Annotated in this window: 30 protein-coding genes, 4 tRNA genes and 1 pseudogene; 22 read left to right on the plus strand and 13 right to left on the minus strand. The window is 41.0% G+C overall.

Going from position 1 to position 26000, the window contains the following annotated elements:
* The first annotated feature begins 14 nt into the window (after positions 1-14).
* The 4 genes from AC1DOV_RS19625 (at position 15) to AC1DOV_RS19640 (ending at position 586) form a co-directional block, all read left to right on the plus strand.
* Entirely contained in the window at positions 15-179 is a 165-nt protein-coding gene (locus tag AC1DOV_RS19625; protein ID WP_162839330.1) for a hypothetical protein, read from the plus strand.
* A gap of 109 nt (positions 180-288) precedes the next feature.
* Positions 289-365, plus strand: a tRNA-Met gene (locus AC1DOV_RS19630).
* 37 nt (positions 366-402) lie between these two features.
* Positions 403-479, plus strand: a tRNA-Ile gene (locus tag AC1DOV_RS19635).
* Positions 480-500: 21 nt separating this feature from the next.
* Positions 501-586: transfer RNA gene (locus tag AC1DOV_RS19640), tRNA-Leu, on the plus strand.
* A gap of 199 nt (positions 587-785) precedes the next feature.
* Here the strand turns inward: AC1DOV_RS19640 and AC1DOV_RS19645 are convergent.
* Positions 786-1301: an RNase H family protein gene (locus AC1DOV_RS19645; RefSeq protein WP_441883038.1), complete on the minus strand. Its 516-nt coding sequence runs from the start codon at positions 1299-1301 to the stop codon at positions 786-788.
* A 220-nt stretch (positions 1302-1521) separates the two neighbouring features.
* Between AC1DOV_RS19645 and AC1DOV_RS19650 the strand changes: the two genes are divergently transcribed.
* From AC1DOV_RS19650 to AC1DOV_RS19660, 3 genes are all read left to right on the plus strand, one after another.
* Positions 1522-1917, plus strand: a complete 396-nt coding sequence (locus tag AC1DOV_RS19650; RefSeq protein ID WP_477550805.1) for an RDD family protein — start codon at positions 1522-1524, stop codon at positions 1915-1917.
* Positions 1918-2087: 170 nt separating this feature from the next.
* Complete coding sequence (locus AC1DOV_RS19655; protein WP_441883042.1) at positions 2088-2573, plus strand: hypothetical protein; 486 nt, start codon at positions 2088-2090, stop codon at positions 2571-2573.
* A 51-nt stretch (positions 2574-2624) separates the two neighbouring features.
* Positions 2625-3317, plus strand: coding sequence for a uracil-DNA glycosylase (locus tag AC1DOV_RS19660; protein ID WP_441883044.1), 693 nt, complete (start codon positions 2625-2627; stop codon positions 3315-3317).
* A 59-nt stretch (positions 3318-3376) separates the two neighbouring features.
* On the opposite strand, the gene AC1DOV_RS19665 is transcribed toward AC1DOV_RS19660, so the two are convergent.
* Positions 3377-4339: an S-layer homology domain-containing protein gene (locus AC1DOV_RS19665; protein ID WP_441883046.1), complete on the minus strand. Its 963-nt coding sequence runs from the start codon at positions 4337-4339 to the stop codon at positions 3377-3379.
* Between the two features lie 200 nt (positions 4340-4539).
* On the opposite strand from AC1DOV_RS19665, the gene AC1DOV_RS19670 reads away from it, so the two are divergent.
* A tRNA-Val gene (locus tag AC1DOV_RS19670) sits at positions 4540-4615 on the plus strand.
* A 135-nt stretch (positions 4616-4750) separates the two neighbouring features.
* Here the strand turns inward: AC1DOV_RS19670 and AC1DOV_RS19675 are convergent.
* From AC1DOV_RS19675 to AC1DOV_RS19685, 3 genes are all read right to left on the minus strand, one after another.
* On the minus strand, positions 4751-5887 hold the full coding sequence (locus tag AC1DOV_RS19675) for a site-specific integrase (protein ID WP_477550806.1): 1137 nt from the start codon (positions 5885-5887) through the stop codon (positions 4751-4753).
* Between the two features lie 113 nt (positions 5888-6000).
* Entirely contained in the window at positions 6001-6171 is a 171-nt protein-coding gene (locus AC1DOV_RS19680) for a helix-turn-helix domain-containing protein (protein WP_477550807.1), read from the minus strand.
* A 5-nt stretch (positions 6172-6176) separates the two neighbouring features.
* Positions 6177-7664 carry a YfjI family protein gene (locus tag AC1DOV_RS19685; protein WP_477550808.1) on the minus strand — a complete coding sequence of 496 codons (1488 nt, stop codon included), beginning with the start codon at positions 7662-7664 and terminating at the stop codon, positions 6177-6179.
* A gap of 347 nt (positions 7665-8011) precedes the next feature.
* Between AC1DOV_RS19685 and AC1DOV_RS19690 the strand changes: the two genes are divergently transcribed.
* The 5 genes from AC1DOV_RS19690 (at position 8012) to AC1DOV_RS19710 (ending at position 11239) form a co-directional block, all read left to right on the plus strand.
* Positions 8012-8776 carry a hypothetical protein gene (locus AC1DOV_RS19690; protein ID WP_477550809.1) on the plus strand — a complete coding sequence of 255 codons (765 nt, stop codon included), beginning with the start codon at positions 8012-8014 and terminating at the stop codon, positions 8774-8776.
* A gap of 121 nt (positions 8777-8897) precedes the next feature.
* A complete protein-coding gene (locus tag AC1DOV_RS19695; RefSeq protein WP_477550810.1) occupies positions 8898-9686 on the plus strand; it encodes a hypothetical protein in 789 nt (262 codons plus the stop codon).
* Positions 9687-10380: 694 nt separating this feature from the next.
* The gene (locus AC1DOV_RS19700) at positions 10381-10731 is read left to right on the plus strand and encodes a helix-turn-helix domain-containing protein (protein ID WP_477550811.1); all 351 of its coding nucleotides are present in this window, start codon (positions 10381-10383) and stop codon (positions 10729-10731) included.
* Complete coding sequence (locus AC1DOV_RS19705) at positions 10732-10950, plus strand: hypothetical protein (RefSeq protein ID WP_477550812.1); 219 nt, start codon at positions 10732-10734, stop codon at positions 10948-10950.
* An 82-nt stretch (positions 10951-11032) separates the two neighbouring features.
* The gene (locus tag AC1DOV_RS19710) at positions 11033-11239 is read left to right on the plus strand and encodes a hypothetical protein (protein WP_477550813.1); all 207 of its coding nucleotides are present in this window, start codon (positions 11033-11035) and stop codon (positions 11237-11239) included.
* Between the two features lie 278 nt (positions 11240-11517).
* Here AC1DOV_RS19710 and AC1DOV_RS19715 read toward each other — a convergent pair whose 3' ends face one another.
* The gene (locus AC1DOV_RS19715) at positions 11518-12117 is read right to left on the minus strand and encodes a JAB domain-containing protein (RefSeq protein WP_477550814.1); all 600 of its coding nucleotides are present in this window, start codon (positions 12115-12117) and stop codon (positions 11518-11520) included.
* Positions 12118-12644: 527 nt separating this feature from the next.
* Complete coding sequence (locus AC1DOV_RS19720; RefSeq protein WP_477550815.1) at positions 12645-12818, minus strand: hypothetical protein; 174 nt, start codon at positions 12816-12818, stop codon at positions 12645-12647.
* 445 nt (positions 12819-13263) lie between these two features.
* On the opposite strand from AC1DOV_RS19720, the gene AC1DOV_RS19725 reads away from it, so the two are divergent.
* The 5 genes from AC1DOV_RS19725 to AC1DOV_RS19745 all read left to right on the plus strand — a co-directional run bounded on the left by AC1DOV_RS19725 (position 13264) and on the right by AC1DOV_RS19745 (position 19675).
* Complete coding sequence (locus tag AC1DOV_RS19725; protein ID WP_477550816.1) at positions 13264-15912, plus strand: HD domain-containing protein; 2649 nt, start codon at positions 13264-13266, stop codon at positions 15910-15912.
* Between the two features lie 488 nt (positions 15913-16400).
* Positions 16401-16943 carry an NAD(P)H-dependent oxidoreductase gene (locus AC1DOV_RS19730; protein WP_477550817.1) on the plus strand — a complete coding sequence of 181 codons (543 nt, stop codon included), beginning with the start codon at positions 16401-16403 and terminating at the stop codon, positions 16941-16943.
* Between the two features lie 287 nt (positions 16944-17230).
* The gene (locus tag AC1DOV_RS19735; RefSeq protein WP_477550818.1) at positions 17231-18001 is read left to right on the plus strand and encodes a sugar phosphate isomerase/epimerase family protein; all 771 of its coding nucleotides are present in this window, start codon (positions 17231-17233) and stop codon (positions 17999-18001) included.
* A gap of 183 nt (positions 18002-18184) precedes the next feature.
* The gene (locus AC1DOV_RS19740) at positions 18185-19207 is read left to right on the plus strand and encodes an ROK family protein (RefSeq protein ID WP_477550819.1); all 1023 of its coding nucleotides are present in this window, start codon (positions 18185-18187) and stop codon (positions 19205-19207) included.
* 90 nt (positions 19208-19297) lie between these two features.
* Positions 19298-19675: a response regulator gene (locus AC1DOV_RS19745; protein ID WP_477550820.1), complete on the plus strand. Its 378-nt coding sequence runs from the start codon at positions 19298-19300 to the stop codon at positions 19673-19675.
* Between the two features lie 236 nt (positions 19676-19911).
* Here the strand turns inward: AC1DOV_RS19745 and AC1DOV_RS19750 are convergent, their stop codons facing one another.
* The 3 genes from AC1DOV_RS19750 to AC1DOV_RS19760 all read right to left on the minus strand — a co-directional run bounded on the left by AC1DOV_RS19750 (position 19912) and on the right by AC1DOV_RS19760 (position 22287).
* The gene (locus AC1DOV_RS19750) at positions 19912-20634 is read right to left on the minus strand and encodes a sugar phosphate isomerase/epimerase family protein (RefSeq protein WP_477550821.1); all 723 of its coding nucleotides are present in this window, start codon (positions 20632-20634) and stop codon (positions 19912-19914) included.
* A gap of 7 nt (positions 20635-20641) precedes the next feature.
* On the minus strand, positions 20642-21022 hold the full coding sequence (locus tag AC1DOV_RS19755) for a VOC family protein (protein WP_477510143.1): 381 nt from the start codon (positions 21020-21022) through the stop codon (positions 20642-20644).
* A gap of 62 nt (positions 21023-21084) precedes the next feature.
* A complete protein-coding gene (locus tag AC1DOV_RS19760; RefSeq protein ID WP_477510117.1) occupies positions 21085-22287 on the minus strand; it encodes an MFS transporter in 1203 nt (400 codons plus the stop codon).
* A 235-nt stretch (positions 22288-22522) separates the two neighbouring features.
* Between AC1DOV_RS19760 and AC1DOV_RS19765 the strand changes: the two are divergent.
* A pseudogene (locus AC1DOV_RS19765) lies at positions 22523-22706 on the plus strand (IS256 family transposase); the annotation flags it as partial.
* 95 nt (positions 22707-22801) lie between these two features.
* Here AC1DOV_RS19765 and AC1DOV_RS19770 read toward each other — a convergent pair.
* A complete protein-coding gene (locus AC1DOV_RS19770) occupies positions 22802-23176 on the minus strand; it encodes a winged helix-turn-helix transcriptional regulator (protein ID WP_477510118.1) in 375 nt (124 codons plus the stop codon).
* Positions 23177-23551: 375 nt separating this feature from the next.
* Here AC1DOV_RS19770 and AC1DOV_RS19775 point away from each other — a divergent pair, with 375 nt between their 5' ends.
* A complete protein-coding gene (locus tag AC1DOV_RS19775) occupies positions 23552-24151 on the plus strand; it encodes a DUF4352 domain-containing protein (RefSeq protein ID WP_477510119.1) in 600 nt (199 codons plus the stop codon).
* 360 nt (positions 24152-24511) lie between these two features.
* On the opposite strand, the gene AC1DOV_RS19780 is transcribed toward AC1DOV_RS19775, so the two are convergent.
* Both AC1DOV_RS19780 and AC1DOV_RS19785 read right to left on the minus strand, forming a co-directional pair.
* Complete coding sequence (locus tag AC1DOV_RS19780) at positions 24512-24682, minus strand: aspartyl-phosphate phosphatase Spo0E family protein (RefSeq protein ID WP_441883062.1); 171 nt, start codon at positions 24680-24682, stop codon at positions 24512-24514.
* 207 nt (positions 24683-24889) lie between these two features.
* The gene (locus AC1DOV_RS19785; RefSeq protein WP_076268202.1) at positions 24890-25063 is read right to left on the minus strand and encodes a YjfB family protein; all 174 of its coding nucleotides are present in this window, start codon (positions 25061-25063) and stop codon (positions 24890-24892) included.
* Between the two features lie 190 nt (positions 25064-25253).
* On the opposite strand from AC1DOV_RS19785, the gene AC1DOV_RS19790 reads away from it, so the two are divergent.
* Both AC1DOV_RS19790 and AC1DOV_RS19795 read left to right on the plus strand, forming a co-directional pair.
* Positions 25254-25421, plus strand: coding sequence for a hypothetical protein (locus tag AC1DOV_RS19790; RefSeq protein WP_441883064.1), 168 nt, complete (start codon positions 25254-25256; stop codon positions 25419-25421).
* Between the two features lie 136 nt (positions 25422-25557).
* On the plus strand, positions 25558-25809 hold the full coding sequence (locus AC1DOV_RS19795) for a DUF3892 domain-containing protein (RefSeq protein WP_076268203.1): 252 nt from the start codon (positions 25558-25560) through the stop codon (positions 25807-25809).
* The last annotated feature ends 191 nt before the right edge of the window (positions 25810-26000 follow it).

Consider the following 26000-nt stretch of genomic DNA (forward strand, 5'->3'; position numbering starts at 1 on the left):
AGTGGAGGGATGACATGAGATGGGTATATTGGGTTCGCCTATATGAAACCAAATTTCAAGCGGGTTGTTTGGTTAGGAGAATGGAGAATGACGGTTGGATGTATGGCTATGAAACTCCGCATGAGGTAGAGGTATTTCGATCCCGAAAAGGGCGATACGGCGTGAGGTTTATACCATAAAAAATAAAAAGAAAATAAATTAGAATATTTTGCTTGACTTAAAACACACCTATATAGTATATTATTTTATGTCGCCAATTCAACTGGCTTTGCTCAAATGGATATACGTCGCGGGGTGGAGCAGCCCGGTAGCTCGTCGGGCTCATAACCCGAAGGCCGCAGGTTCAAATCCTGCCCCCGCAACCAACCTTTCGATGAATACGTTGAAATATACGTTTTTCGAGGGCCCTTAGCTCAGTTGGTTAGAGCGGTCGGCTCATAACCGATTGGTCGGGGGTTCGAGTCCCTCAGGGCCCACCATAAGCAAAACCTTTACAACATGCCGGGGTGGCGGAACTGGCAGACGCACAGGACTTAAAATCCTGCGATGGGTGACCATCGTACGGGTTCGATTCCCGTCCTCGGCATACCTCGAAGACATTGACGAGTCAATGGTTTTCACGAAGTACATAAGATGTACGAACGATAAAAGAACCTCCTTTATAGAATCTGACTTGTCAGTTCTAAACAAAGGAGGTTTTTTTATCGTTAGGTACTTAATATCTAGCAATTTAATTTTATATGTTAATTTCTAAAGCTGTTAAGTAAATTAGAGGCTGGCAGTAATTAATTTATAGCAGCTTGTCTCGCAGCATTATGGGCTAACCTATGGAGGGTATTGTTTTTCTTGTGCTTGCTTATGTATTTTATTTGTATGTGAACGCTGGGATACATATTATTTAAATGATGTAGAGCTGCCAATATTTCATCTCTAGCATCTTTATGATGTGAATGAGAAAAATAATCTTTTGATAAAATGTTTGCGATTTGACTGCAATCAGTATAGATAATAGCGAATTTCGGCTCATACTCCGTCAGCGCACTTGCAAGTATTTCAAGACTGTAACGAACAGCAAGCAATTCACCGTAATTGGAACCTTCAATATGTTCCATCATAATTTTTTTGGCGGTAACGCGTATTGTTCTATTGAAGACAAAGCAACAAGCTGCTCCATGATTATTTTGCGCAACGAAACCAGAGTAATCACAATACAAACAAATCATACTCTTGTTCATAATGTTTTGTCTTAAACGGGGATTGGCATATGCTCTTTTTATTAGCAATTCTGTTGTAGTATCCACAAAATCTATCCTCCAGATTATATTCCTTCTTTCATTATTTTAATCATCGTCAAAAAAGAGATGGGCTAGTCTTCAAATGGGAAATCCTCGAAATATTTTTTACTTTAAGGATAGGCGAATGGATTAAGGTATACATCGGAGCTGATAAGCGTAAGTTTTAATAGGAATGTGTCTGAATAAGGGAGTAACATTAATGATGTAATACTGGAGGGGACTCGGCATGAACGCAGGTTTTTGGATTCGATTAGGAGCTTCATTGCTGGATGGCATTATTATTGGCATTCCATTAGCCATTATTTCATTATTATTTACAGGAGGTAATGAAGGTAGAGATTATTTTACAGATGCGGTCTCATTCCTTTACTCGTTACTGGTTCCGGTATTTTGGAGCGGCTATACCATTGGGAAAAGGATATGCGGCGTACAGATTAGAAAGCTGGATGGCTCACCTCCAGGTATAGGCACCATGTTATTGCGTAATGTTGTCGGTGGACTTGTTTATGGATTAACATTAGGTATTGCTGTGATCGTCAGCGCCTTTATGGTCGGTTTACGAGAGGACAAAAGAGCGATTCATGATTTTATAGCAGGAACAGGAGTGGTGCATTCTGATTAAGCGGTCTTATGAGTTCGTTGCGATATCATGCAGCGGGCTTTTTTTATTATACTGTTGGCATTTGCCACGATATTTAATGAGGAAACTTTTTTGCTTTCTCTATTTTGAATGAAGTAAACTAAGAGTTGTATTGAAATACCTGAGCGATAAGGGAAGTAGGTGGATGATTGATGCAGCACAAGAACGAGGAGACTTCACTTAAGCTAAGCGCGCGTCGACTCTATGCGGAGATATTCTCTTTAAAGGACACGCTTTACAATGATCTTCTAAATCGGTTTAAGGATGATGTATCACTCACGGAAAAAGCGGAGCAGTGGAAAACCGGCATAATGGCAGCTGCGATCTCTACAGCGCTTTACAGCTCTTCTCTGGGTGGAAACAAGGAGTTTCCTTATGTCTATTCCTATTTGAAAATAAAGCTTAAAACGTATCATTCTGAAGGGGAAGCGGCGATAGAGGACTGTATGACTGTCATTTCAGGCCTATTAAATGAAGCTGATTACGAGCCTGATTCGTTTTCCGAAGGAATTGCTTTATGGCTTTATTTTAGTATTCAAGGAAAAGAGTCGTTTGTAGAAAAAGAGACGGTTCCATATTTGCTTACTGGACAATATATTAATCAAGTTTTTTATAATTGGTTTGATAAGCAGAGCTAACAAAGGCTGCTTATTCAAAAACGATTGCGTTTGAAGGGGATATTAATGATTATGAATACGTTAGCAAATGATTGGGCGCAGAAATTGCAGAGTGAGCTTGAAGCGCCTTATATGCAAGAGCTTTTTGCCATATTGGCAGAAAAATATAAAACGACCAAGGTTTATCCGGATGCAGAAAATATATACAATGCACTTCATCATACATCCTATGAGCAGACGAAAGTGGTCATTTTAGGACAAGACCCTTATCATGGACCAAAGCAGGCGCATGGGCTTAGCTTCTCCGTGCAGCCAGGATTAAAGGTACCTCCTTCACTAAAAAACATTTACAAAGAGCTGGAGTCGGATGTAGGGGCCACTGTGCCTGACCATGGAAGCTTGCTTTCATGGGCTAAGCAAGGAGTGCTGCTTCTAAATACAGTGCTTACGGTGGAGGATGGCAAACCTAATTCTCATCAAGGAATAGGGTGGGAGCAATTTACCGATCAGATTATTGCCGCTCTAAACGATAGGGGGAAGCCCGTGGTATTTATACTTTGGGGCAAGAATGCAGAAGCGAAAGCGAAGCATATTAATGGGGACAAGCATCATTTAATTATTTCACCGCATCCAAGCCCATTTGCAGCGCGCAAAGGTTTTTTTGGAAGCAAACCATTTTCCAGGACAAATCGTTTCTTAGAATCGATTGGAAGCGAGCCGATTGACTGGTCGATTCCGATGCTGAATGAGCTTGAAAGCAAATAAAAAAAAGACTTCTCAACTGTCTGATGGTTAATAAGACAGGTAGAGAAGTCTTTTTTGTTTTAATTGATGATGATCGTTTTGCCTGTTGACGATTCACTTGATTCCGTAGATTGCGAGGATTGGGTGAGTACTGGCTTTAGCTTTGCATCAATATAAGTGGAGGCGGATACGTCTGTAATAACTTGAGGATACATTTTATCAGGATCAGGCATGACCAATTCTACATTGATGAAAGCTTGATCTCCTTCGAAAGCAATAGAGGTAATACGGAAACCATAACCGGGATGTCCTACTTGAGTGCTTACGGTTACTTTATTGATTTGCGGGTTTACCGCCTCAATCGAAAGCTTCAGGTCGAGGCTCGGTTGCTCAGGCTTAGTTGGAATCGGAGCCGTCTCCTTTACAAATGTAATGGCGTCATATAGCCAGCCTGCTGCTTCACCGCGCAAAATAGCTTTTTTAGGATAAAACTTGTTCGCACTATCCAATGTGACGATTTTGCTTATGAGAAGCTTTTGAATGCTGTCCATGTAGGTTTTGTTCACATCAGCCGCATCTTCCAACTGCATGAAAATTTCAATAAAGGCGTAATCGCCTTTCGTCATCATCGCTTTAAACAAATGATGAGCAAATTGCTCCCGGGTCATGATGTCGTTAGCTTTGACCGTTTTTGGAATTTCTAGACCATTAATACTCGCGATGATAAAAGCTTGCGAATACCAAGCGTTATCTTTTATGTTTGTAAAATAGTCGCTTGCTTTAGGTTCTTTAATGAAGCGGATATGGTTGATATTAATATCTAGCCCTTTAACGATCAAAGAAACGCCTTCGGCATAAGTGAGCTTGCCTTTAGGATTAAACTTGTCATGTTTATCTCCGCTTATTATGCCCATCTTCTTAAGCTCGTTAATTTTATGCTCGTTTACGTCATTTTTAACGTCCTTGAAAGCCCATACGGATTGTCCAAGAGTGAAGAGCATCATTGCAACCAGTGTCATTGTCAGTATCAATCGTCTTTTCATACGGTCACCTCTTCTTTTTTTTGCTGCAGCACTTACTTGACGTCGTTAAAAGACAAATTGTTGCAATTATTATACAATCATTATGACCGATTCCACTTTTGTGGAGACATCGTGATGAGAGTGGAGAGTCAGAAAAATCTGTAAAGAAATATGTTGACTTGGCGCCTTGCACCTGATATATTATTAATTGTCGCTAACATGATCTGGTAGCTCAGCTGGGAGAGCACTATCTTGACAGGGTAGGGGTCACAGGTTCGAACCCTGTTCAGATCACCATAACTTAAACGCCGAAAGCCTTGTCCAGCAAGGCTTTTTTTGTTGTGATCAACCATTGCCTTATCAACATAGTCCCTCCTTAGGTACCCGTGGTAGCAGGGTGGTAGCAAACTATTCCGACTGATGAGTTTTAGATTAGAAAAGCATCTTAGCTAACTCAGCAGCGGCCTCCACTTGCATATTAGGGAACAGATGAGAGTACAAATCGATTGTTTTCTTAATTGAGCTATGCCCCAATCTTTCCGACACGACTTTAGGATGGGTATTATTCTTTAGTAGCAGGGAGGCATGGGTGTGCCTAAGGTCATGAAAAGTGATTTTCTTCAATTCCGTTTTCTCCAGCAGTTTGTACCATATCCTATTGATGTTTCTTGGGTTAGATTTTGTACCCAGCCCGTTACAGACAACAAGATCTTCCTGACTAAATGACTTTCCGAGTGAAAACATTTCACGTCTAACCAATCGCATGTGCTTTTGAAGGACGGTGGCTGTATGTGGATCGAAAGATATTGTGCGTATACTTGTAGCAGTCTTTGCTCCATGAATGATTTCTTTCCCATTATGGCTTAACGTTTGTCTAACGGATATCATATTCCTATCGAAATCCACATCCATCCATCGAAGACCAAGTATTTCGCCTTGTCTCATCCCTGTGGTTAGAGCTAAATGAAAGGCAATGTAGTATCTGGTATAGGTTTGTGCATAATTTAAGAATGCTTGTACTTCTTTTACATCCCAGACCTCAATTTCTTTCCTCTTAACTCTTGGCTTATCGATGAGGGAAGCGGCGTTACGATTGATGAGTTGTTGCTTGACTGCTGCATTCAATGATGTATTGACGATATTATATATTCGTTTAATGGTCGAATCCGCTAAGCCTTTGTCCTGGAGAGTACTTAAGAACCTCTGAATGATCAATGGATTCAGTTGTGTAAGGTTGATCCCTCCGAGCTCAGGGACTATATGCGTTCTCATATACACTTCAGTTACATGAGCGGTTTGAGAGGAGATCTGTTGTTTCTTTGCACGAATCCATTCAGTCAAATACTCACCATATGTCATTTTAGACGGTTGGACGTATGCTCCTTTATCTGCTTCAACTTGTGCTTCTCTTAAGGCTTTCTCAGCCTCCTTCTTCGTTTTAAAACCTCGTTTTTTGATCTGAATCCTTTTTCCGTTAGTGCCTTTACCTAATGTAAGTACATAGAAATAATAATCTTTATTGGCTTTCTTTACGTTGTACTTACCAATGTAACCTGCAACTTTAGTCATGTTTAAATTCTCCCTTCGATTTGCTAGTGAAACATTTCACATACTATCATCTGTTGGATCACCACGAATGCGCACAATGCCCATTTTCATCACCACCTTTCAATATTTGATTATCAGCCTCTCAGCCAATTAAAAAATGCATCTTTATGTATCTTGATGGACTTGCCGACACGGACGACATGGAATTGTCCTGAATTTACAAGTTCATATGCTTGCCGCCGACCGATGCCGAGAATCTGCTGAATATCTGCTACATTAAGCACATCAGGGTAATTATTTAGCATAGGTATCATCCTTTCACAATTTCTTTAGGCGCAGGTATACGCGCAGGTATATGCCAAGCTGCATTAGTAGATACATGTTTAACTCGACCAGGATCGGTAAGTTCGATTGCCTTCGGATTCAATCTTACGAGCAATGCTTTCCTTCCAGGTTTCGAATCGTCAGACTCGATATCAAGATAAGATCGTTGTCTTAGGATGCTAATAGCCGTATCTAGTCGTTCGACTCTGGTGAACTTACCTTTGGTCTTTTGCCAGATGTATTGCTTTCGATAATCCTGCTTCCCCTCTCTAACTAGAACATTCCACAGGTATTTTGCGTTTTCCAGTTCCTCGTCGGACTTGATACAACCGAATGCTGCCATAGCATGATCAATAAAATATTGCTTTGCATCAAGTACTTTCTGAATTGTATCAAGGCTGACCGTCAAATTTAGTTGGTTAAATGCGTTCTCATGTTGTTCAAACTGCTCAGCGACGTGAAGCAAGGAAGCGATCCGCAATAGATGAGCAGGAAAGCGTTCTGTCCAGGACTTCAAGTGGTCATAAGTTAGATTGCCATTCAAACTGCATTCGTGCCCCTTGAGGAAGTCGAGGAATGCTTTCTGTGCTTCTTCTGAGAGGATTAATTCGATTTGTACAAGTGATGCCAGTGTCTGTGCTTGAAAATCCAACATACAGGTGATGCTTCTACGAAACTTATCGGAAAATTCTTCATTGATCCTCTTTGGTGACACATCTCTATTGCCTCGAATGCTCTTAGGAACAGCATACAAGAATCTGCCGAATATCCCTCTGTCAGCAAGTCGATCTGGAAGCCCTTGAAGGACGCTTGGTTGAACAAACAGACCGATTGTTAGTATAGGCTCGTATAATACCTCAGATGGACGTCCAACACGATCAACGGTGAGATAGTCGCCTGTATATGCCTTCAGATATACATCAAGATTAGGAGTATTAGTATATCTCTTTCCATCCAACATCTCGAACAGCCCACCTTCAGACGATAAGATAGCCATGCGCTCACCGTTCTCCTTTAATAGGCCAATTAACTTCTCTGGCGTAACATCATCGGCAATTAATCTAGGCATATAAGAGCTATCAACTTCCTTTCCATCTTCCTTAACAGCATCTTTCTCGGCTTTTTTGGACTGAATAGCCCTTCTCTCGTACTCCACGATGGGTTTCACAAACAAATTGTGCACTACGCTTTTTCGCTCTCCTGAAGGTAGCACTACTACTGAGTACAAGTTGTTTCGCTCAGTCCACGATCCCTCGTTGAAAGGACGTATCGTGAATATCTTAGATAAGGCGGTAGAAAGCACAGATAAAGCCGCCATTCCAGATGAGTCTATAGGAGTTTGCGAAGCCTCCGTTACATTCATAACGTACTGTTGCAACCAATTCGGAAACATTTCCACAGGGAAGCTTGGAAGATCGTATTGATCGAACGGAACGACTACTGCTTGTTGCTCGACTTGCTGGATTTTTGTCATTTGAATGCCTCCAGTATTGTTGTATAGAATAAATATGATTTAGAAAAAGGTCACGGTTTCTACCAATGCTGTGTGTCGATCAAAAAATAAGCAGAACATAGAACTGGTGTCATTAGCATTTTAGTCACATCCCTTTTTTTAAGTTTGTTCATCGCTGTCTTGCAATCAAGACTTTACAGTAGCTTGATTTTTATTTCAATAGTTGTAAAGTATATTATATGTAATATTTAAAAGTTTCAATTCTTAGCGTCATATTGCGCAGTTCCCTTTTCTATCTAGGGTTCATGGGCTGAGAAGTGTTGAAGAATTAATGTTGGATTTCAAATCTGAGTTTTGGAGTGGTTTGGGTGAGGCAACCTTCAGTATCATCGATCTTGTTTGTGGGATCAGATAACATCAGGGAAATAACGGGAAACAATTACGAGATATTCAAGCAGTACTCAATCGGTAAAAAGCTACGGTTTGTTCGTGAGACATTGGAACAGATTCACTCTAAGAAGGAATTCAGCAGAGGCAAAGTCGCCAAAGCGGCTGGCCTGTCGTACCAGGGACTCAAGAATATCGAGGAGGAAATTATTAAGCGTCCATACAATGGAACTATCGAGTTATTATGCAAGATATACGACCTTCCTTTGAAGCTGTTTACGGATGCAGATTACTGTAAAATGCTCGAAGGGTTCTTAATCGGGAAGCATGAAGAGAAGAAACAGTTCTTAGAAAGCTATTACAGACTGAACTTCCATCGACATGCTCTTGACCCTAATCATGGCGTTCTATCTTCAAATGAAGGCAAGCACGATGATATTGATTCGGAAGCATACGATGTTATTCATAATGTTGATGGGAGTATTACATTTGATCGATATACCATAGAGATTTCATTGAAGGTGTATCAGACATCGACGAAATCACTGATAGATGAAAACGTGATCGTTGAGGAGGCTGTTCTAGCTCCCGATGATGTTGAGCATTTGAAGGGGCTTATTAAACGTGAAGCGGAATACATGAAATTGAAGTTCAATAGAAGCGATGAGAATCCACAACAAGATGCTGTTAGATTGTTAAAGGAGCACATCAAGCGAATGGATATGAGTAAGAAAGATGAAAATTAATACGAACGTAAGTTCCGACTTGTGCTTTTGATGAATAAAGGTTGCTCTAAGGATGAATGAGATAAGTATGTCTCTGTATCTTCACATACTACCTCGAATCACTCCCTGGGAGGGCAACCATATGCAAGTCAGTACAGATACAAAGCGACTCAAGGCACGACTCAACGACATACAAGCGAAAATGCTGTTTGACCGTATCATTAAGCCGTACAAGCAGCAGGATAACCCATACTATTACTACTCGGTCCAGGACAAGCGCAATGGTGTATTCCTTGGCCATCTCCCTAGAGCACCGTACATGAACTACACAACATCACTATCCTTTCATGGATACTCGGATGACAGCCCATTGTTAAAGGAGATATTCTCTGTAGTACCTTTAGCGCAATGGCTGACGAGCGAGATGCACATTGCCTTTGACTTTAATCTGCCATATGAGCAGTTTCATGCAGTACGGCCAGCTAAACCAGCCAAGCCAGAGTGGAGACCTACATCATTATACTTGGGTGGGGCAAGCTCATCTACGAGGCTTTACATTTACGATAAGCAGGTACAGATGGCAGAGAAGAGACATATACAGACCGATACATGGACCAGGGTGGAACTGCGTTGCAAGTTCTCACCAATGAAGCGAATATCAAAGCTTGATGCGGCGGATTTTGTCGCAGCCAATCAATACTACGTCATAACGGACATTTCTAATCTACCTAATGATCTGAAGGAGTTAACACTTCGGTTGAACAGAGATGAAGTCAAATGGAAAGATGTCGATTGGAGAACCAAGGTGAAAATAAGAGAGTATGCGGCGGCACAAGCGGTGAACTTGTACCAGTTCATACTCCCTAATGTAGACGATATTCCAAGTTTCATTTACTCACCCTCAACGCATGCGAACGCAAGAACCTCCTGACTGATTCCCGCTGCTAATACGTCCACGATGATTGTAAGCATTGCTGATGGATAGTACAAGACTAATATGACTTGATTAGCTTAAAACATTCATCGCGTTGAAGTTATTCCAGTCTTGCCACTTGTACTTTAATGTGACTGTATCGACGGGATCAAACCCCATATAGGTATTGCAGTACGATTTCAGTATTATCGGTGGTACTGAATCAACCCTTGTTGCACATGGCCTCAAGGCATTCTAGTATTATTAGGCACGATACTCATCGTTACTGGTCTCCATAGCGTGCAACTTCAAATTGTAGGCAAATAGAGCCTCATCCCCCACACTACCACAGCCCGATAAGAACATGTATCCGTACATATGTTCTTGTTTTATCAATTGGCTATAAACCCAGTACTGACAAGCCTTTCAGCGATTTCTACATAGATATTTATCCTTGTCGTGTGTAAACGTGCTGAAAACATGAATTTATATTGCACATTCGGTTTGAGATTTGCGAGATCATGAGTAAGAAAATATTTAACGAAATTCAGAAGAAAGTTCTTGATTTCCCACTCCCTAATGGTTACTCTCCGTATGTATCCACTGTAGACTTGTAACTACAGCGGGTCTCCTGTTCCTCATATAGCGGCTTTCCTCTTATTCACGGTGGGAGGAGGCCGCACTACTCCCATTAACGTGAAAGGAAGAACTTATGAAGAAAAAAATATATTATCCATGCGATTTTGACGACAACAGCGAAGAAGATATTCCGATCTGGGAGATGCACAGGCTGTTTAATAAGCACGTACTGATCGATGCCGATAGCCTAGTTGTTCATCAACAATTGCGCTTAAAGCGTTACGCAGATTGGTTCACGCAACCCGAATTGGCAAGGAAGCTGGGAATGGGCGTTTCGACCCTCAGTGATATTGAGAATGGCAAAATTGAGATTCCCCGAAGGCATTTGCGAGCTGTCGAAAACTATTTGTACCGACAACAGTATATTGGAGGGACACTAGCCAACTTATTTGATGATTTTGACGATGATGATGAGGTGATATAAATGATGACACTGGATGAGATTCGAGCATTGTATGCTGAGCAGGACAAGAATCCAGATACAACGAATGCTCAGCGGGAGGCTAATGCCTTTAGATTACATCTTTATCAATGCCTCACTAGAAGCAAGGCTCCGTATGAGTCACACCCTCCCTTAGATGTAATCATGGAGCGATTAACTACGGGCGCTACCTACACACCTAATTCATTGCTTAATTCTTAAACAACCACTTATGAATACAGTAACTAGCAAGGGCATTCCAATTAATCGAGCGATAGCGTTTCCTTTATGGAGTGGGAGAGCCGTGTTAGCCTCGAAAGCCCAAGATCGCGCTTCCGTAATGTGTGTTAAGGAAGCACAGCCAGGAAGCGGAAACATGGCTAACGGGAGGCTCTGTAAAGGACGATTATTGAAATGGCTCTGGCAAGCATCTATGTCGCAGGAGTCGTCTTTGGCAAGTGGGTTAATGGGACGATTGATGCAAACGAACGAACCAAGCGGTGAAGCGTAGGCGAGCCGATAACGCAGCCGAAGGCAGAATAAAGGAGAGCCGTCCAAACAACAGACTCTCCAATGAGTTTAGTTCTTACGATACGTCTCAATTGCTTCGTCTTCTGTATAGTGATCCAGCACTGAGTGCATAACAACCTCTAATTGCTGTGTTCCTCGTAAGACATTCCGATTTTCTTTCCAGCCAGCAATGCGTAACCGATGATTACTGCGTTATCCATATAGCATTCCTCCAATTATTAGATATAATGTTAGTGACAGCGGCGATACTCCCGCAGCTTACAGATGGCCATTCTCTTTAAGTGAGTAATAGCTATCCGTAGCCACAATTACGTGATCAAGCATTTCAATACCGAGAATTTGACCAGCTTCAACTAAGCGTTTGGTTATCTGGAGGTCTTCGGGTGAGCTTTGACATTGTCCAGATGGGTGGTAATGGACTGCTATCCAGCTTGCCGCAGCTCTTTGAATTAATGTCCGATACACCTCCCTGCATCCGACTAGGGAAGCGTTTAAAGTGCCGATGCTGATTATTTCTTTGCTGATCACATGGTTCTTAGTGTTGAGTGGAAGCGCCCAGAATTCCTCGACAGGTCTGTGCCCGACAGTGAAGCGCATCAATTGAAACACATCCTGAGGCTTCCTTATTACGTAGGGCGTTTCACGAGGTGTATTCAATGCTCTCGCCAATTTGAGTGTACTGATGATTTGACGTGCCTTGGCGGGGCCGATCCCTTTGATTTGGATAAGCTCCATCTCGGAAGCATCGAGCAATTCATAAGGGCTTACAAATCGAGTGAATAGCTCCTGCATTACCGTGCTTTCTTCCTTAATACAAAGAGCATCGCTGAGTGCGGACTTAATAGAATACATATTCATTGTGATTACCCCCATAAATTGAATAGAGGAACAGCCGCAGCTACTCCCCTTGAATGTGAATTGATATTTGGTTATGATTGAATCTGGTTGATGTTACACAGGGCGCTTTCCAGAGCGTCCTTTTTCATGTTCTTAAATCTGCATCTGTTTCACGACAAGCATCGTCAAGACCTGCATGTATCGTCTTCCATTGGGTAGTGTGAGCGGCGTTACCCTATTCAGACGTTCTCTCGCTTGTTGTAGAGCCATCTTACGCCTCATTAATTGCTCTAGCATTCTCTCCATCCTCTCTATTAACTAGCAGTATTCAGCTATGTGAGGTGCGATTCTAACTGCTTAAGGTAGTACTTGGTGAAACATCCACGCACGTACCTTCTAGCCAGTTCTTCTTCCAACTTCCATTCCCGAATGAAGTACGTCCGTAAGACTATTCCTGCCATACGGATCTAACATTCACGACGAGCTGCCGAAGCAACACCGTCATATCTTCTGGTAATCCACGCTTCACAACCAATTTAATCTCTCCTTTACAGTTTCTCTTGCCAATTCATCATCTGATAAACAATTTCCCGATAATCATGGGTAAGCGGATAATGCTCAGCCAATTGATCGGCGTGGGTACACTCTATCCGATCCCATTCGGCTTCCAACCTGATCATTGAATCAATAACCGTATCCAGCGCTATCTTAAAACCTTCCATTGGTATCACCTCCTCTCATATGGGGTTTATCTCACTCCTCCGTATTATCGCTGTATAACATGCTAAAGCCCCGCATCAGTCCATATTGAACGAACACAGTGCTGTCGTATCTCCATAAGGAACGGGTGGCCTACTCCAAAATCTCAATTAATTCTTACAATGCAATACTGGTGCCTGGAAATTTTTGAATTTTTAGTACCACTACAAGAATTTTTTTCATCAATTTTTAAGTCTAGGAAAATCACCTAAATTTTTCATTATGGAAAGCAGGATTATTGTCGTACCTTGTTGAAATTATGGATTGTATAAGAATATCAGTTCACTGACTGATCGCAGACAATATACTTTGGAGGAATTCATAGATGGATTGAGGTTTTGTCTGCTAGTAGCATTAATACAAAAGATACCTAATACTAGAGTCTGAATTTTTATATGGGGGAATATAATGTCAGCACAATACATGTATAACAGTTCGCTATGGAAAAATGCTTTTGATCCAAATGTGGATATAGAATTTAACAAAGAGAAGCAACGGTTACAAGTAGCCCTTGATTCCTTCAGGAAAAATTGTGAAGTTCTCGCAGCTCATATTGCTCATGATTTTCCTGAATTTACAGTTCACGATATTACGCATATAGACTCGCTTTGGGAAATCGCATCACTAATTACTGGGGAGAACTATCCACTTAACCCTGCTGAAGCATTCGTGTTAGGGGGAGCAATATTAATACACGATCTCGGAATGGCTGCTGCAGCTTATGTGGAAGGCGTAGAATCGCTATACTTAGAGGATGAGTGGAGAGACATTATTTCATTATTAATAAGAAATCATACAGGAAGCATACCAACTAAAGATGAGATAAATAATCCACCAGCAGATATAAAGCAAATTGCACTAGACACCAGATTAAGACAACTACATGCATTTAAAGCGGAAAAATTACCATTTGTTGTGTGGAAAGACAAAGATGGGACTGGGAACAGTTACAGGCTTTTAGATGACCAAGAGCTTCTAGATCATTGCGGGGAAACAATTGGTTTAGTTGCCTCGAGTCACTGGTGGAGTGTAGAGGAAGTTGAGGAGAAGCTTTCATATGTGCTCGGTGCCCCTCCTTTGTGTCCACATGAATGGGAGGTTGACGCATTAAAGCTAGCATGCATATTGCGTTGTGCTGATGTTAGCCATATAGATAGTAGAAGAGCTCCTAGTTTTCTTAGAATAATTAGAAAGCCTAAGGGAGAAAGTGATCTTCACTGGAAGTTCCAAGAGAGAATTGCTCGGCCTGTTGTGAGGGATGATCTACTGGTATATTCTTCACGTCTTCGATTTACTGATCAAGACGCTAGTGCGTGGTGGCTAGCTTATGATGCAGTAAAAGCAATTGACAGAGAGATAAAACAATCAAACCAACTGCTACGGGAGAAACAGGCGCAGGCTTTTGTAGTACAAGGTGTAAAAGGTGCCGATAATCCAGCGAAATTATCTGAATTTATACATGTAAGCAACTGGAAACCTGTTGACACAAGTATACACATAAGTGATGTGCCTAAGCTTGTTCGAAAGCTAGGTGGAGATGCACTGTATGGTAATAAGCCGTATGTTGCATTAAGAGAATTAATGCAGAATTCGCGTGATGCTGTTGTAGCAAGGAGAAAGTTGCATCATAAAAGTGAGGATTGGGGTAGTATCGTAATAAAAATTAATAAAGATCATGAAGGTCTGCTGTGGTTATCTGTGTCAGATGAAGGTATCGGGATGACTGATCGAGCTATCCGTGAGAACCTACTAGATTTCGGAAAATCATATTGGGGCAGTCAAACTATGTTAGAAGAACAACCAGGACTAATGTCTACCGATTTTTCATCTACAGGCAAGTATGGGATTGGATTTTATTCAGTATTTATGCTAGGTGATAATGTTGAGGTACTCACAAGATCAGTTTACAAAGGACCTGATGGAACGTTATTATTAAAGTTTGGAAATGAGTTATCTGCTAGACCAGTTTTGCTTAATCTTAACCGAAACCAGCAACGAACCGAACCAGGAACCGAAATAAGAATATGTTTAAAAGATCCTGACATCATTAAAGATATGGCGAAACACTTAAGCTATCTAGAACTGGTTAATGATTTGGAATACGATGAATTGTTAGCTTTACTATGCCGATTACTTGCGCCTACTATAGATGTTGACGTATATGTTCAAGCTTTTGATGGTCCTAAAAGACTAGTCATAAAGGCGAATGACTGGTTAGTGATCAATGAAAGAGACCTGATATTACGGACAAAGGGATTAGTTAGTGAAATTTGTCCTCAAGAATTAATGGAAATAATTTCTGAAAAAGCCCCTCTAATAAGAACAATAACAAACAAAGAAGGTAAAGTGGTTGGTCGATTGGGATTTACTGGATTTAGATATATATTAGGGACTGAACTCGATATAAGTCTCGACTGTCCGATTACTTGTGGTGGTTTTCGAAGTAGTTATCTTAACATGCTAACTGGACTAGTTTTAGGGGAAGTCACAGATGCGACTAGAAACAGTGCGATACCCCTGATAACTGCTGATGAAATATCTGTATGGGCAACTGAACAAGCACATTTGATGAACGAATTGAACATCGGAAAGAATAATGATACATTATTTGAAGGTTCTAGTTCAATTTCTGAGCTTGGAGGAGACACAGGCCCATTGCCGATTTGTGAAACTAACAAAGGAAAACTATCTTATCAAGAAATTGCGCGGTTAACTTGGCCAGATCAAATTGCTTTGTTGAGTTCTTATGATAAGAATAAATTGGTTGATTTGGAATATTTAGATCCTGGTGTTGTGATTGTTGGATTAACAGGTATGAGTGTAACAACTGATAATGTTGATTGGCCTTTTAATAGGACTGATTCTCAATTTTGGTATCGTCGTCGATCAGAGCATCGAATCTTTGAAGCTATTTGTACGTCAAAAGGTATAGGAATAGAAAACATATTAGATTCTAAAGGATTTATCAAATCTGAAACAAAAGAATGGATTGTTGGTACGAAAAAAGATGGTTCTCCTATAAGGTTTTTGTGTAAGGTTACGGATTTTAAAAATTGAATTATTATGGTAGCACCGTGGTAGCAAACCTCTAATAATACTTGGAAATCAAGGGTAACATTCGGAAATAAACAATGCCCGAAAGCCTTTTAAGAGTAGGCTTTCGAGCATTGGTAAACACACAAGGATACCTCAAGGGCTACATTGACAGGGTAGGGGTCACAGGTTCGAACCCTGTTCAGATCACCATAACTTAAACTTCGGAAGCCTTGATAATCAAGGCTTTTTTTGTTTTTATACTCAAAACTGCGAGATCTTAACCCTCAGATTCTCCTCAACATTCTCTCCTTGACTACATTAAGCATTCCATTTCCCATTCAAATCAGTATAGATTTTTTAAAAGATTTGATTAACATTTTGGGACTAACTGTTCGGTACAGTACTTACCTTATGGTAAGTAGGTGAACTAAAAGTGCATACTTCCGCAATACGGCGATGCGATCTATACTCAAGTTCAGAAACAAATACCGCTCAAGGAGGGCAATACATTGAAAACACTTGTTATCATTACACATCCAAACATGGAAGCATCCATCGTCAATAAACGCTGGGCGGAAGAGCTTCGTAAATATCCCGACAAATATACGGTTCACGATTTGCACAGAGCCTATCCCGATGGAAAAATCGACGTGGAAAAGGAACAACAGTTGATTGAAGCGCATAGCAATTTAGTTTTGCAGTTCCCTGTTTACTGGTTCAGTTCTCCACCGCTGCTTAAACAATGGCTTGACGAGGTGCTAACTTACGGGTGGGCATACGGGTCAAAGGGCGATAAATTAAGAAATCGAAAAACCGCTCTAGCTGTAACCGCCGGTGGAAGGGAAAAAGACTTTACCGATGAAGGGAAACTACGTTACGGACTTGACCAACTCCTATCTCCCTTTGACACGACATTTTTGTATTGTGGCGCCGATTATCGTTCCTTCTATGCCTTCTATGGCGCTGAATACGAGACGGAAGGAAATCCAGATTATTTAAGGAAATTAGATATTAGTGCGCAGGGTTATGTTGATTTTATTGATAGTCTTTAATTAGTGAAGAACTAAAAAGAGGTAGTCCCATAAGTGGAAATTTAGGATCCGCGGGATACATCGGATATTCATTGAAGATGAATGTCTAAATGAGAAAAGGAGTTAAGCAGCTTGTCTGTGCTTAACTCCTTTTCTTTTTGCGTCTATTGCTGCTTTCTTTCAACAAGTTATGGGATAGTGAGGAGTTAATACATTAGACATTGACTCCTTATGCAGACAGGGGTATAGTTAAATCATATTTATTAAATTCATTTTAATAACCAATTAATAAACTTGGAGGATGAATTATGACATCATTTGGCTTTCAAGCTTCCAGTCTTAGACCTTATCTCACGACAGAAGATGAAGTACAACATACATTTCGTAGACTGCAAAATATGGGGTATCACGATGTACAGCTGCAATGGATCGATCCTGCCGTACCTCTGGCATTCACGGCAAAAGCTTTGCGAGAAACTGGGCTGAAATGTATCGCAACGCAAGAAGATTTTACAGTGGTGCAAAATAATCTGGATTACTATATCACGATGAATAGGCTGTGGGAAAGTAATTCTTTATGTGTCAGTACCATCCCGCGCGAGTTAATGACACCGGAAGGCATCGTGGAATTTTGTGACGCGATGGGCCTAATGGCTAGGACGCTGGGTGAACATGGTATCGCACTCACCTTCCACCCGCTCTGGTTCAACTATGAGTACATAAATGGCATTCGTGCCATAGATATCGTAATGGAACAGCTGCCTGAAGTGGGCTTAACCTTATGTGTGTATCACGCTGTGCGGGCAGGTGAGAACCCTGTGGCTTTAATGGAACGGTATCAAGGGCGAGTAGACATATGCCATTTTAAAGATTCTGCACTCTCAACCGAAGGGAAAGAATATTTGGTTCCACTTGGCCAAGGTCGGATTGATTGGTTGCCCATATTTGAGGCTAGTCATCGAACCGGTGTGAAATGGGGACTGGTCGAGCAAGAAAACTGGCAGAAGGACGCCTTTGATTGTGTAAAAGAGAGCTTGGATTATCTAACGAAATCGGGTATTACATCAGCTAATGTTTAGAAAAACAACAGGTGCAGGAAATGTTATACTAAAAGATATTCTACCTGACTCGGTTGCCGCAGGAGATCTCTGCATAGTGATTCGGAAAAATACAGAAACAGATAGCATGATTCAAAGTCAGGAATTTATGGCGGATTGCAACATTATAAAATGAAAATCAGAGTTAATAAGCCGGGGGTTTTTATGGGAATAAATATGCTGGACATGAAAGAGAGCAATTCACAAACAGTTCTTTGGAACCTTTGTTCATCCAAAACTTCCACCATTAAACAATTGGCTCAAACGACAGGCTTAAGCTTTGTTACCGTTGGGAACATACTGAATGGATTTGTAGAAAGCGGAGAAGTCAAACTCGGTAAAATGTATTCAGCGACGGGAGGAAGGCCGTCTCAAGCGTATAGCTTTAATGCAGAATTTGCGCATGTGCTGGGGCTATCGGCGCGGGTACGCAACGGTAAAAATATTATCAGTGCTTGTATCGGGAATCTTTACGGTGAACGCGTATGGGACGCAGAGGAGCTGTTTGATACCATTCAACTCTCTAGTTTTGATCAGCTGATCGATGAGGCCCTGCGAAACTATTCGACTATAAGTCTTGTTGCTTTTTCACTGCCGGGTGTGGAGCGTAATGGTATTATTTTGGAAAACGACTTTACATCTTTAAAAGGGACTTCCTTTACAGAATATTTTCAGAATAAGTATAAGATTCCGGTCATTGTTGAGAATGATGTCAATGCAGCAGCTTTTGGTTTTAGCCAACATAAAGAAAAAGTATCCTCTATTGTCGGCATTTATTTCCCTCGTACGTTTGGTCCAGGTGCAGGCGTTGTAATTGATGGCAGCATTCATAAAGGGGTTGTTGGTTATGCTGGTGAAGTCAATCTGCTTCCGATCGGTGTTGACTGGATAACGATTAACTATGATGATCCCAAAGAGCTAGGAGCTGCCATTTCTAAATTAATCAGTATTTTTTGTGGGACAATCAATCCCGCATATGTTGTTCTTTACGGTGATTTTTTTTCCGAAGCTTTAAAAGAAGCGATTGAGCAAGCGATACCATCAGAGGGTTTGAGAAAAATATTCCCTGTTGTTAATTATGAAAGTGATTTAGATTCCGACATCCTTCAAGGTTTGATTGCTCAGGCGATAGCAGCATATCAGTCTGGTCTGCTCGGAAATTATCGACAAGACAACGAATATATCTAAGATAAATTTATTAAAGTAGACTTCTATGGTGAAAAGGTTCTGATGAACCCGCGTTTACTTGAATCTTTTCAACGATAGGGGAGTAAGGTCATGAATATTCTGATTATTGATGATGATTTCATAATAAAAGGTGATGTTAAACGCACCCTAATGAAGAGTTTTCCAGATCTCAACGTATATGAAGCTTCTTCTACCAAAGAGGCTCTTGTAATTATGGAAGAGGATCATATGGATATCATACTCACAGATATTATCATGCCGGGGATGGATGGAATGACGTTTATTGAGAGCTATCGTAATAGATTTTTAGATACTCAATGGATTGTAATGACGGGGCTCAGCGGACACATTTACTTTCGCAAAGCAATGCAACTAGGAGTTAAAGATTATTTATTAAAACCATTCTCGAAATCAGAGCTATCTGAAACGATAAACAAACTTATTAATTCAAGTGAGTCGTCCAGTTAGAATTAATAATTGATAATTTGGGTGAAGTAGATAGTGCGTAGCGATTCCTGGCCCAACCAAGTAGCAGGAAACGTCTTCGCTGTGTAGTGTTTTTCCATCTAATCAAAAAAAGACAACGACGAGAGTCGTTGTCTTTCAATTGAAATAAGGTAGATTAAAATCGCAAAGCTTTTTAAGACAAAGGAGCTGCTCTTGGCTTAGCTGTTTGTCCCATACTCATTGAAATAAAACCTCATTTAGGTAAGATAGTTTCTTTTTAACCATGCATAGCTTTTTTCAATGCTTTGCAGCGGAGGGCTCTGACAAAAATCCTGTTCCACAATCAGCCACTCGACTCCGGCTTGCTCAGCTGCTTTGATTACGGCTGGCAGATCTACTACGCCCTCGCCAAGCTCTAATGTAACCATCTGTCTTTGGTCGTCTAAGCTATAATCTTTTAGATGAAGCAAGGGGAGACGGCCGGCATATTTGTCGATGTACTGAAGAGGATCTTTGCCTGCAAATTGCACCCAGCATACATCCATCTCCATCTGAACAGCTTGCGGTGTTGTCTCTGCAAACAAGGCTTCAAAAGGATTGTTACCGCCTACTACGCCCTCGAACTCAAATTCATGGTTGTGATAACCAAAAATGAGTCCCTGTTTTTGAACTTCCTTCCCGATTTGTTCAAGCTCTACAAATAAGGTACGCCATTCGTCTGCATTTTTCGGTCGGTCTTCAGGGAATAGATAAGGACAGACCATGTATTGAGCGCCGATAGCTTTCAAGTAATCAATCTCTTTTTGCAGATCAGCACGAAGCGCGTGCAGAGAAAGATGGCTGCTATATCCTTTCAAGCCGAGTTCATCCAATAGCGCCTTCAGATCATCGGCAGGAAGACCGCCATATCCTGCAATTTCAACCCCCTCATAACCCAACTCGGCCACTTTCTTCAGCATTACTTTGAAATCGGTCGCCATCTCTCGTTTAAATCGTGATTTCTAACCGATTCATTTCTGGATCAAGCACAACACTTTCGTAATACCCATCACCGGTTGTTCGAGGCCCATCAAAAACCTGAAAGCCCTCCTTCTTTAAGCGATCCGTCAATTCATTCACCTTTTCCTCAGAACCGACTGAAAAAGCAAAATGGGTTATGCCGTAATAATCGGCAGTTTCCAACTCCACAAGCTCGGGTTTTTGCATCAATTCCAAACGCGCACCTGATTCAAAGGTCAAAAAATACGAGTGGAATTGTTTTTTTTCATTCACATATTTTTTATTTATGATGCCGTTGAAAAATTTCTCATAGAACGATTTCATCATTTCAAGGTCCTTGGTCCAGATTGCGACATGTTCAATTCGCATCATTCATCCGCCTTTCTATATTTAAAGCTGGAGCATTCGGCCTGCTACTTCAAACACTTAGCTTAGCTCTCCAAAGAAGTGCTTTTGTGAACGCCAGCTTTGCTTTTATACGCCCGCGTTAGCATTTCCCTACAAGTCAGCAATCCGACGCCGCAGGTGAGAAGAACATAAGGCATTAAGGAGAAGGAGACGTGCGCAAAAAGTTGTCCAAGCAATGGTGCAACCAACGTAGTACCGGTATAGGCAAATGCCATTTGCATGCCCATAGCCGCCTGTGCGTTATGCTGCCCAAAATAAATGGGCGTTTGATGCAGCATGGATGGATAGATCGGCGCAAGCCCTGTCCCAACAATAATGAATGAGATTAATGTGAAAATCGTCGGAAGCGGCAACAGCATGATAAAAAATCCGAAAATCATAAGAAAGGTTCCAAGGCGAATCAGCGCCTCATTGCTCAACTTAATAGAGATAAAGCCGCTTAACATCCGTCCGGCCGTGATTCCCAAGAAAAATAAGGATACCCAACCTGCAGCGCTTTCAGGCGAAATGCTTTCGTTTTTCACCAAATAACTTGATCCCCATAGCATCATGGAAGCTTCCGTTGAAGAAACCAGAAAGAACGAAAACATCCCAAAGATAGCACCTTTTGTTTTCAGCGAAGCGAGCAGTCCTGGCTTCTCTTTGGATTGCAGATCTTCGTTAGCCGGCTTCGTTGACGGGCCTTCAAATTTCCTCCACATTGGAAGAGAAAACAGCAGTAACATAACTAATGAAAACTGTACCATCGATATAGTAAAATATCCGCTTCTCCACGTATTTCCCCACAATACGAGCGTAGACAACAAAATAGGGCCTAGCATAGCTCCAACACCCCAAAAACCGTGCAGCCAGTTCATATGTTTGGCTTCATAATGCTCGGCCACAAACCTATTCAGTCCGGCATCAACGGCTCCGCCCCCAAGACCAAGCGGAATCGCAAAAGCCAATAACCAAATGAAGGAAGGCGAAAGCGAAAAACCAAGTAGTGCAGCGGCAGTCATGGCGACACTGATAATCGTTACCTTGCCTGTACCAATGACCCGAATCAACTTGTATGAGAGCAAGCTTGAAATAATGGTGCCTATGGAAATAATACTGGATGCAATTCCCGCATTTCCGATGGGAACACCCAAATCCGTATTCATGATGGGCCAGGATGAACCAAGCAGGGAGTCGGGCAATCCAAGGCTGATAAAGGCCAAATAAATTAAAATAAGAAAAACCATGTCCATTCTCCGTTGTGTTAAATTATTTTGTGGTCCTGCGAATATGTTTTTATAATTCTCCTTTATTATTTTTAAATAGTTATTTTAATTATTTTAATAAGCTACGAAATAAATATATCTCATGTTTGTATGAGAGTCAATACTTGAATATTGGACACGGGATGAATACTTTACCGATTCAAATGGTTTTTTGGCAAGCTCCTAATGGGGCCAAGACATCCTTCTTGTCTGCGTGGCGGAACTGGATCGATTTGTGGAAGAATGGGGAACGTAAAGCCTGTTACTAGTGAAGTCGTGGGGACAGAAATCGAGAGGAGCTCTCGACCATCTTTGCCTATCTGCTGGAGCTGCGCAAGCTCATCTACACGAACAAATTGATCGAGGGATACCAGCGGGAGCTGTTAAAAGTCGCTAAAGGTTATATTTATTAGTTGACAGTCTCTTGAAAATTGAAAAGAGGTGTCACAGAGCCATTTTCATAGCTTTTGGGACAACCTCTTTTCTTCGTGCGCATTTACATTGAAAGCGGAATTGTCGCCGCCTGCGCGGCTGGTATGCCGTTTTTTTCTCCCCATTGGCACATGATATCCAGTACCGGAATAATCGTTTGCCCCAACTCGGTCAAGGAATACTCAACTTTGGGAGGGATTTGTGGGAATTCCTCGCGGCTGACAATGCCGTCTGTCTCCAACTCTTTTAACATCACGCTTAATGTTTTAAAGGATATAGTGCCGATTTTCCGTTGCAGCTCATTAAACCGCATGACCTTGTTTTCGGAGAGCCAGTACAGTATGGTCATTTTATATTTGCCGCCAATAACAGACAATGTGTAGCCGAAGCCAGTGTCTTTGGGTTGAATGCCAGACGGTACACAGTTTTCAACCTGCATGGGCTGTTATCCTCCTTTTGAGATATTCGACGAAAAAGGCAGGTGCTGCCGCGTCTCTATGCTAAGAATTCGCTTTCTCTGTAATTGACAATTCGCTGAAAAGTCAACCTGGGAGCAATAAACTTACTATACCATTTCGAAACGATTAGTTCAAAACACTCAGGCAGTAAATAGGTGCTTGATATAGCAAATGAGAAACTTCAACAATTACCATTTTATGGATATTAAATAGAGCAATTATTAAAAGTATTTTTTAGAAATCTATTATAGGTATCAATTACTTGAAAAAGAATTGACGTAGTATTACAAATATTTCTAAGACAACCCTTAGAATTTGTGGTAATATGTAGAAAATTGTTGAAGGGGGAAAGTTTGATGAAAAAAGTTCAAGTCTTTACATTACTCGCACTCATATTGCTTGTTTTATCAGCATGCGGGGGATCACAAACAAATAATGCAGCCAAATCTTCGAATAACAATCAAGCAAGCACGGTGGATAGCAAGGAAACTGAGGCTACTGAAACACCCAAAGAAACAGAAACTCCGCCTACGGAGGAACCGAAAGAAGCATCCTTCAAGCCAGGTGATAAATTCAAATTAGGCACTTGGGAAATTACCCTTGAATCATTTGAGTTTAATCAAAAAGTGAGTAGTGATATGTTTTCCTCAAGCGCTGATGAAGGCAATAAATTTATCGTATTAAATTATAATGTTACCAATAATGGTAAAGAGGCAAATGATTTTACTGCAATGATAAATGGTATTCGAATGAAAGCTATTTTTAAAGGCGAGTATGAATATGATTACACTGTAACTATGATCGATGGAGATTTGAGTCAAAATAGTATTAAACCATTAGCGAGCAAAAAAGGTTTTGTTGTAATCGAAGTTCCAGACTCGGTAGCTAGTTCCAATGAAAGTCTTGTAATTAAGCTTGAAGATGATGGGGAAAAAGCTCAAATCGTTTTAAAATAGTAGAAACAAGCACCCAGTATTGTGGGTGTTTTTTTATCCCGAAAAAGCTAACTTTAATCGCGGCAGTTGATTGTTCCATTCTTTTAAGAAAGAGCTGCGCCGAGCATGGTAAGGTAAAGTAGTTAATTAGAGGAAGCAGGAGGGAAATCAAAACAGGGAAATCGAATAGTGTTGTGGCAGTTAGGATCGTGAGCCTTATGAGGTGAAGAGGAGTGTGCTGCAAAATTTTGATTAGGTAGGAACACGTTCAGAACCCTTGCATAGCAAGGGTCCTTTTTATTTTATCTCCACAATCAGACCTCCGAAACGTAATTTCATATTCTTCCATGCAATATAAGAAAACCTCTTCATGCGAAAGGGCTAATTTGAATGATTGGCTAAACATCCGGAATATTGATTTAAGAGAAAATCCAGTTCTTGGCTAATTTTGAGAACAGCTTGATCTGTAAAATTATTGCACGCGCCAAATATCTCGACCATTTCAGCTCGTACTTCTTCAATTCTTTGTTGATAAAAGCAAATGTTCATCATAATCCCTCCAACTTTTCATTTGTTAAATTAAGGATAAACGAAGGTTGTTAGAATTTTTTAACAATGAGATTAGGATAATGTTAGTTTTCTGAACAATCTCAAAGAAGCAGGCCTTCGTATTAGATTAACTAAACCAATCAGTTTCATTTGAAACAGTTTCAAGATGGAAAACCCCCAAGTAGCGATTTATGCCTTTGGGGGTTCAGTTTAAACTTGTATATCGATGCTTTGGCCTAAATGAGGTTGTGCTTGTTTCATCATTTGAACCATATCCTGCGCTTGCTGCGTAGCTTGTTCCTTTGCTAAAGACATGACACGGATGCTCGCTGCAAGTGCTAAGCTGTTCTGATTCATCGCAATTGATGCTGCTGCTATATCCATAATACACCTCCTTACTCCATTATCGGCAAAAACGATCAACTTCTTTACAATAAATCGTTGCCCGCTAGAACTGCTCTGATATGCTGCTTAAAGCTATTTCATGCGACCTAATTGTGGATTTAATTTAAACAATACTAAAGGCACGATTAACAGCATACGATGATAGAAAGCGCGCAGGAGGCGGTTGCTGTTGGCAGCAGAGTATGCCTATTTAGCCATTTGGCTATTGGGGATGTTTGGAATTATCGGCATTGTTATTGGTTCTGTAGCAAATTTCGCAATACATGATTCCTTGTCGCATGACGAGCAGTTTGTTTGGCGAAGGAAAATTCCAGCTGACGCAATCAAAAGAAAATAAAAACAAAAATCCAGCGTTCGCTCCTCATGCGATAGCGCTGGATTTTTTTTGTAAGCGATGGTGCATAATTATTGCACACGCAAGGCATGATAGTAATTGGCTGTACATTCTTATCAGTTGAGAGGGGCTAACAAAGATGAGTCACGAGGTTGGCGGACAAGATACTAGGGAGCAAATTGTTGCTGTACAAAAGGATGGAGACGGTGATCTTACCGCATTCAAAACGAATAGCGGCCGAGTGCTTGACTATGCAACGGCACTTCAAGAGGTACAAGCAGGTCATATTGCAGGGGTAAATGCCTTTAAAGGAAAAGATGGCGACATCTATATCCGAGGCGACGCAGATGGAGATCCAACAAACAATTTGGATCAGCTTCCAATGTTCTAAATGAAATGTTAACTACATTAATAAAAAGGCGCCGCACTTCTTTGAAGTGCACCCCTTAGAATAGACATTGGAAAAACCCCTAGGTTATTCCGATGAAATTCTAGGGGGTGTATTTTTGTGGCGGTTAAAGGGCAAAAGTTTAAGCATTATGAAGATACAACGAAAGTGGAGGCAATCCGCTTACATGTTGA

The organism is Paenibacillus sp. 01T47 (assembly GCF_056398245.1).

Coding starts and splice junctions, on each gene's coding strand:
- AC1DOV_RS19695 (WP_477550810.1), top strand. CDS start 8,898: ATGCAAGTCAGTACAGATACAAAGCGACTCAAGGCACGACTCAACGAC.
- AC1DOV_RS19725 (WP_477550816.1), top strand. CDS start 13,264: ATGTCAGCACAATACATGTATAACAGTTCGCTATGGAAAAATGCTTTT.
- AC1DOV_RS19665 (WP_441883046.1), bottom strand. CDS start 4,339: ATGAAAAGACGATTGATACTGACAATGACACTGGTTGCAATGATGCTC.
- AC1DOV_RS19650 (WP_477550805.1), top strand. CDS start 1,522: ATGAACGCAGGTTTTTGGATTCGATTAGGAGCTTCATTGCTGGATGGC.
- AC1DOV_RS19720 (WP_477550815.1), bottom strand. CDS start 12,818: ATGGAAGGTTTTAAGATAGCGCTGGATACGGTTATTGATTCAATGATC.
- AC1DOV_RS19735 (WP_477550818.1), top strand. CDS start 17,231: ATGACATCATTTGGCTTTCAAGCTTCCAGTCTTAGACCTTATCTCACG.
- AC1DOV_RS19775 (WP_477510119.1), top strand. CDS start 23,552: ATGAAAAAAGTTCAAGTCTTTACATTACTCGCACTCATATTGCTTGTT.
- AC1DOV_RS19660 (WP_441883044.1), top strand. CDS start 2,625: ATGAATACGTTAGCAAATGATTGGGCGCAGAAATTGCAGAGTGAGCTT.
- AC1DOV_RS19685 (WP_477550808.1), bottom strand. CDS start 7,664: ATGACAAAAATCCAGCAAGTCGAGCAACAAGCAGTAGTCGTTCCGTTC.
- AC1DOV_RS19705 (WP_477550812.1), top strand. CDS start 10,732: ATGATGACACTGGATGAGATTCGAGCATTGTATGCTGAGCAGGACAAG.
- AC1DOV_RS19770 (WP_477510118.1), bottom strand. CDS start 23,176: ATGCAGGTTGAAAACTGTGTACCGTCTGGCATTCAACCCAAAGACACT.
- AC1DOV_RS19700 (WP_477550811.1), top strand. CDS start 10,381: ATGAAGAAAAAAATATATTATCCATGCGATTTTGACGACAACAGCGAA.
- AC1DOV_RS19625 (WP_162839330.1), top strand. CDS start 15: ATGAGATGGGTATATTGGGTTCGCCTATATGAAACCAAATTTCAAGCG.
- AC1DOV_RS19785 (WP_076268202.1), bottom strand. CDS start 25,063: ATGGATATAGCAGCAGCATCAATTGCGATGAATCAGAACAGCTTAGCA.
- AC1DOV_RS19780 (WP_441883062.1), bottom strand. CDS start 24,682: ATGATGAACATTTGCTTTTATCAACAAAGAATTGAAGAAGTACGAGCT.
- AC1DOV_RS19655 (WP_441883042.1), top strand. CDS start 2,088: ATGCAGCACAAGAACGAGGAGACTTCACTTAAGCTAAGCGCGCGTCGA.
- AC1DOV_RS19680 (WP_477550807.1), bottom strand. CDS start 6,171: ATGCTAAATAATTACCCTGATGTGCTTAATGTAGCAGATATTCAGCAG.
- AC1DOV_RS19795 (WP_076268203.1), top strand. CDS start 25,558: ATGAGTCACGAGGTTGGCGGACAAGATACTAGGGAGCAAATTGTTGCT.
- AC1DOV_RS19715 (WP_477550814.1), bottom strand. CDS start 12,117: ATGAATATGTATTCTATTAAGTCCGCACTCAGCGATGCTCTTTGTATT.
- AC1DOV_RS19745 (WP_477550820.1), top strand. CDS start 19,298: ATGAATATTCTGATTATTGATGATGATTTCATAATAAAAGGTGATGTT.
- AC1DOV_RS19750 (WP_477550821.1), bottom strand. CDS start 20,634: ATGGCGACCGATTTCAAAGTAATGCTGAAGAAAGTGGCCGAGTTGGGT.
- AC1DOV_RS19675 (WP_477550806.1), bottom strand. CDS start 5,887: ATGACTAAAGTTGCAGGTTACATTGGTAAGTACAACGTAAAGAAAGCC.
- AC1DOV_RS19740 (WP_477550819.1), top strand. CDS start 18,185: ATGGGAATAAATATGCTGGACATGAAAGAGAGCAATTCACAAACAGTT.
- AC1DOV_RS19755 (WP_477510143.1), bottom strand. CDS start 21,022: ATGCGAATTGAACATGTCGCAATCTGGACCAAGGACCTTGAAATGATG.
- AC1DOV_RS19760 (WP_477510117.1), bottom strand. CDS start 22,287: ATGGTTTTTCTTATTTTAATTTATTTGGCCTTTATCAGCCTTGGATTG.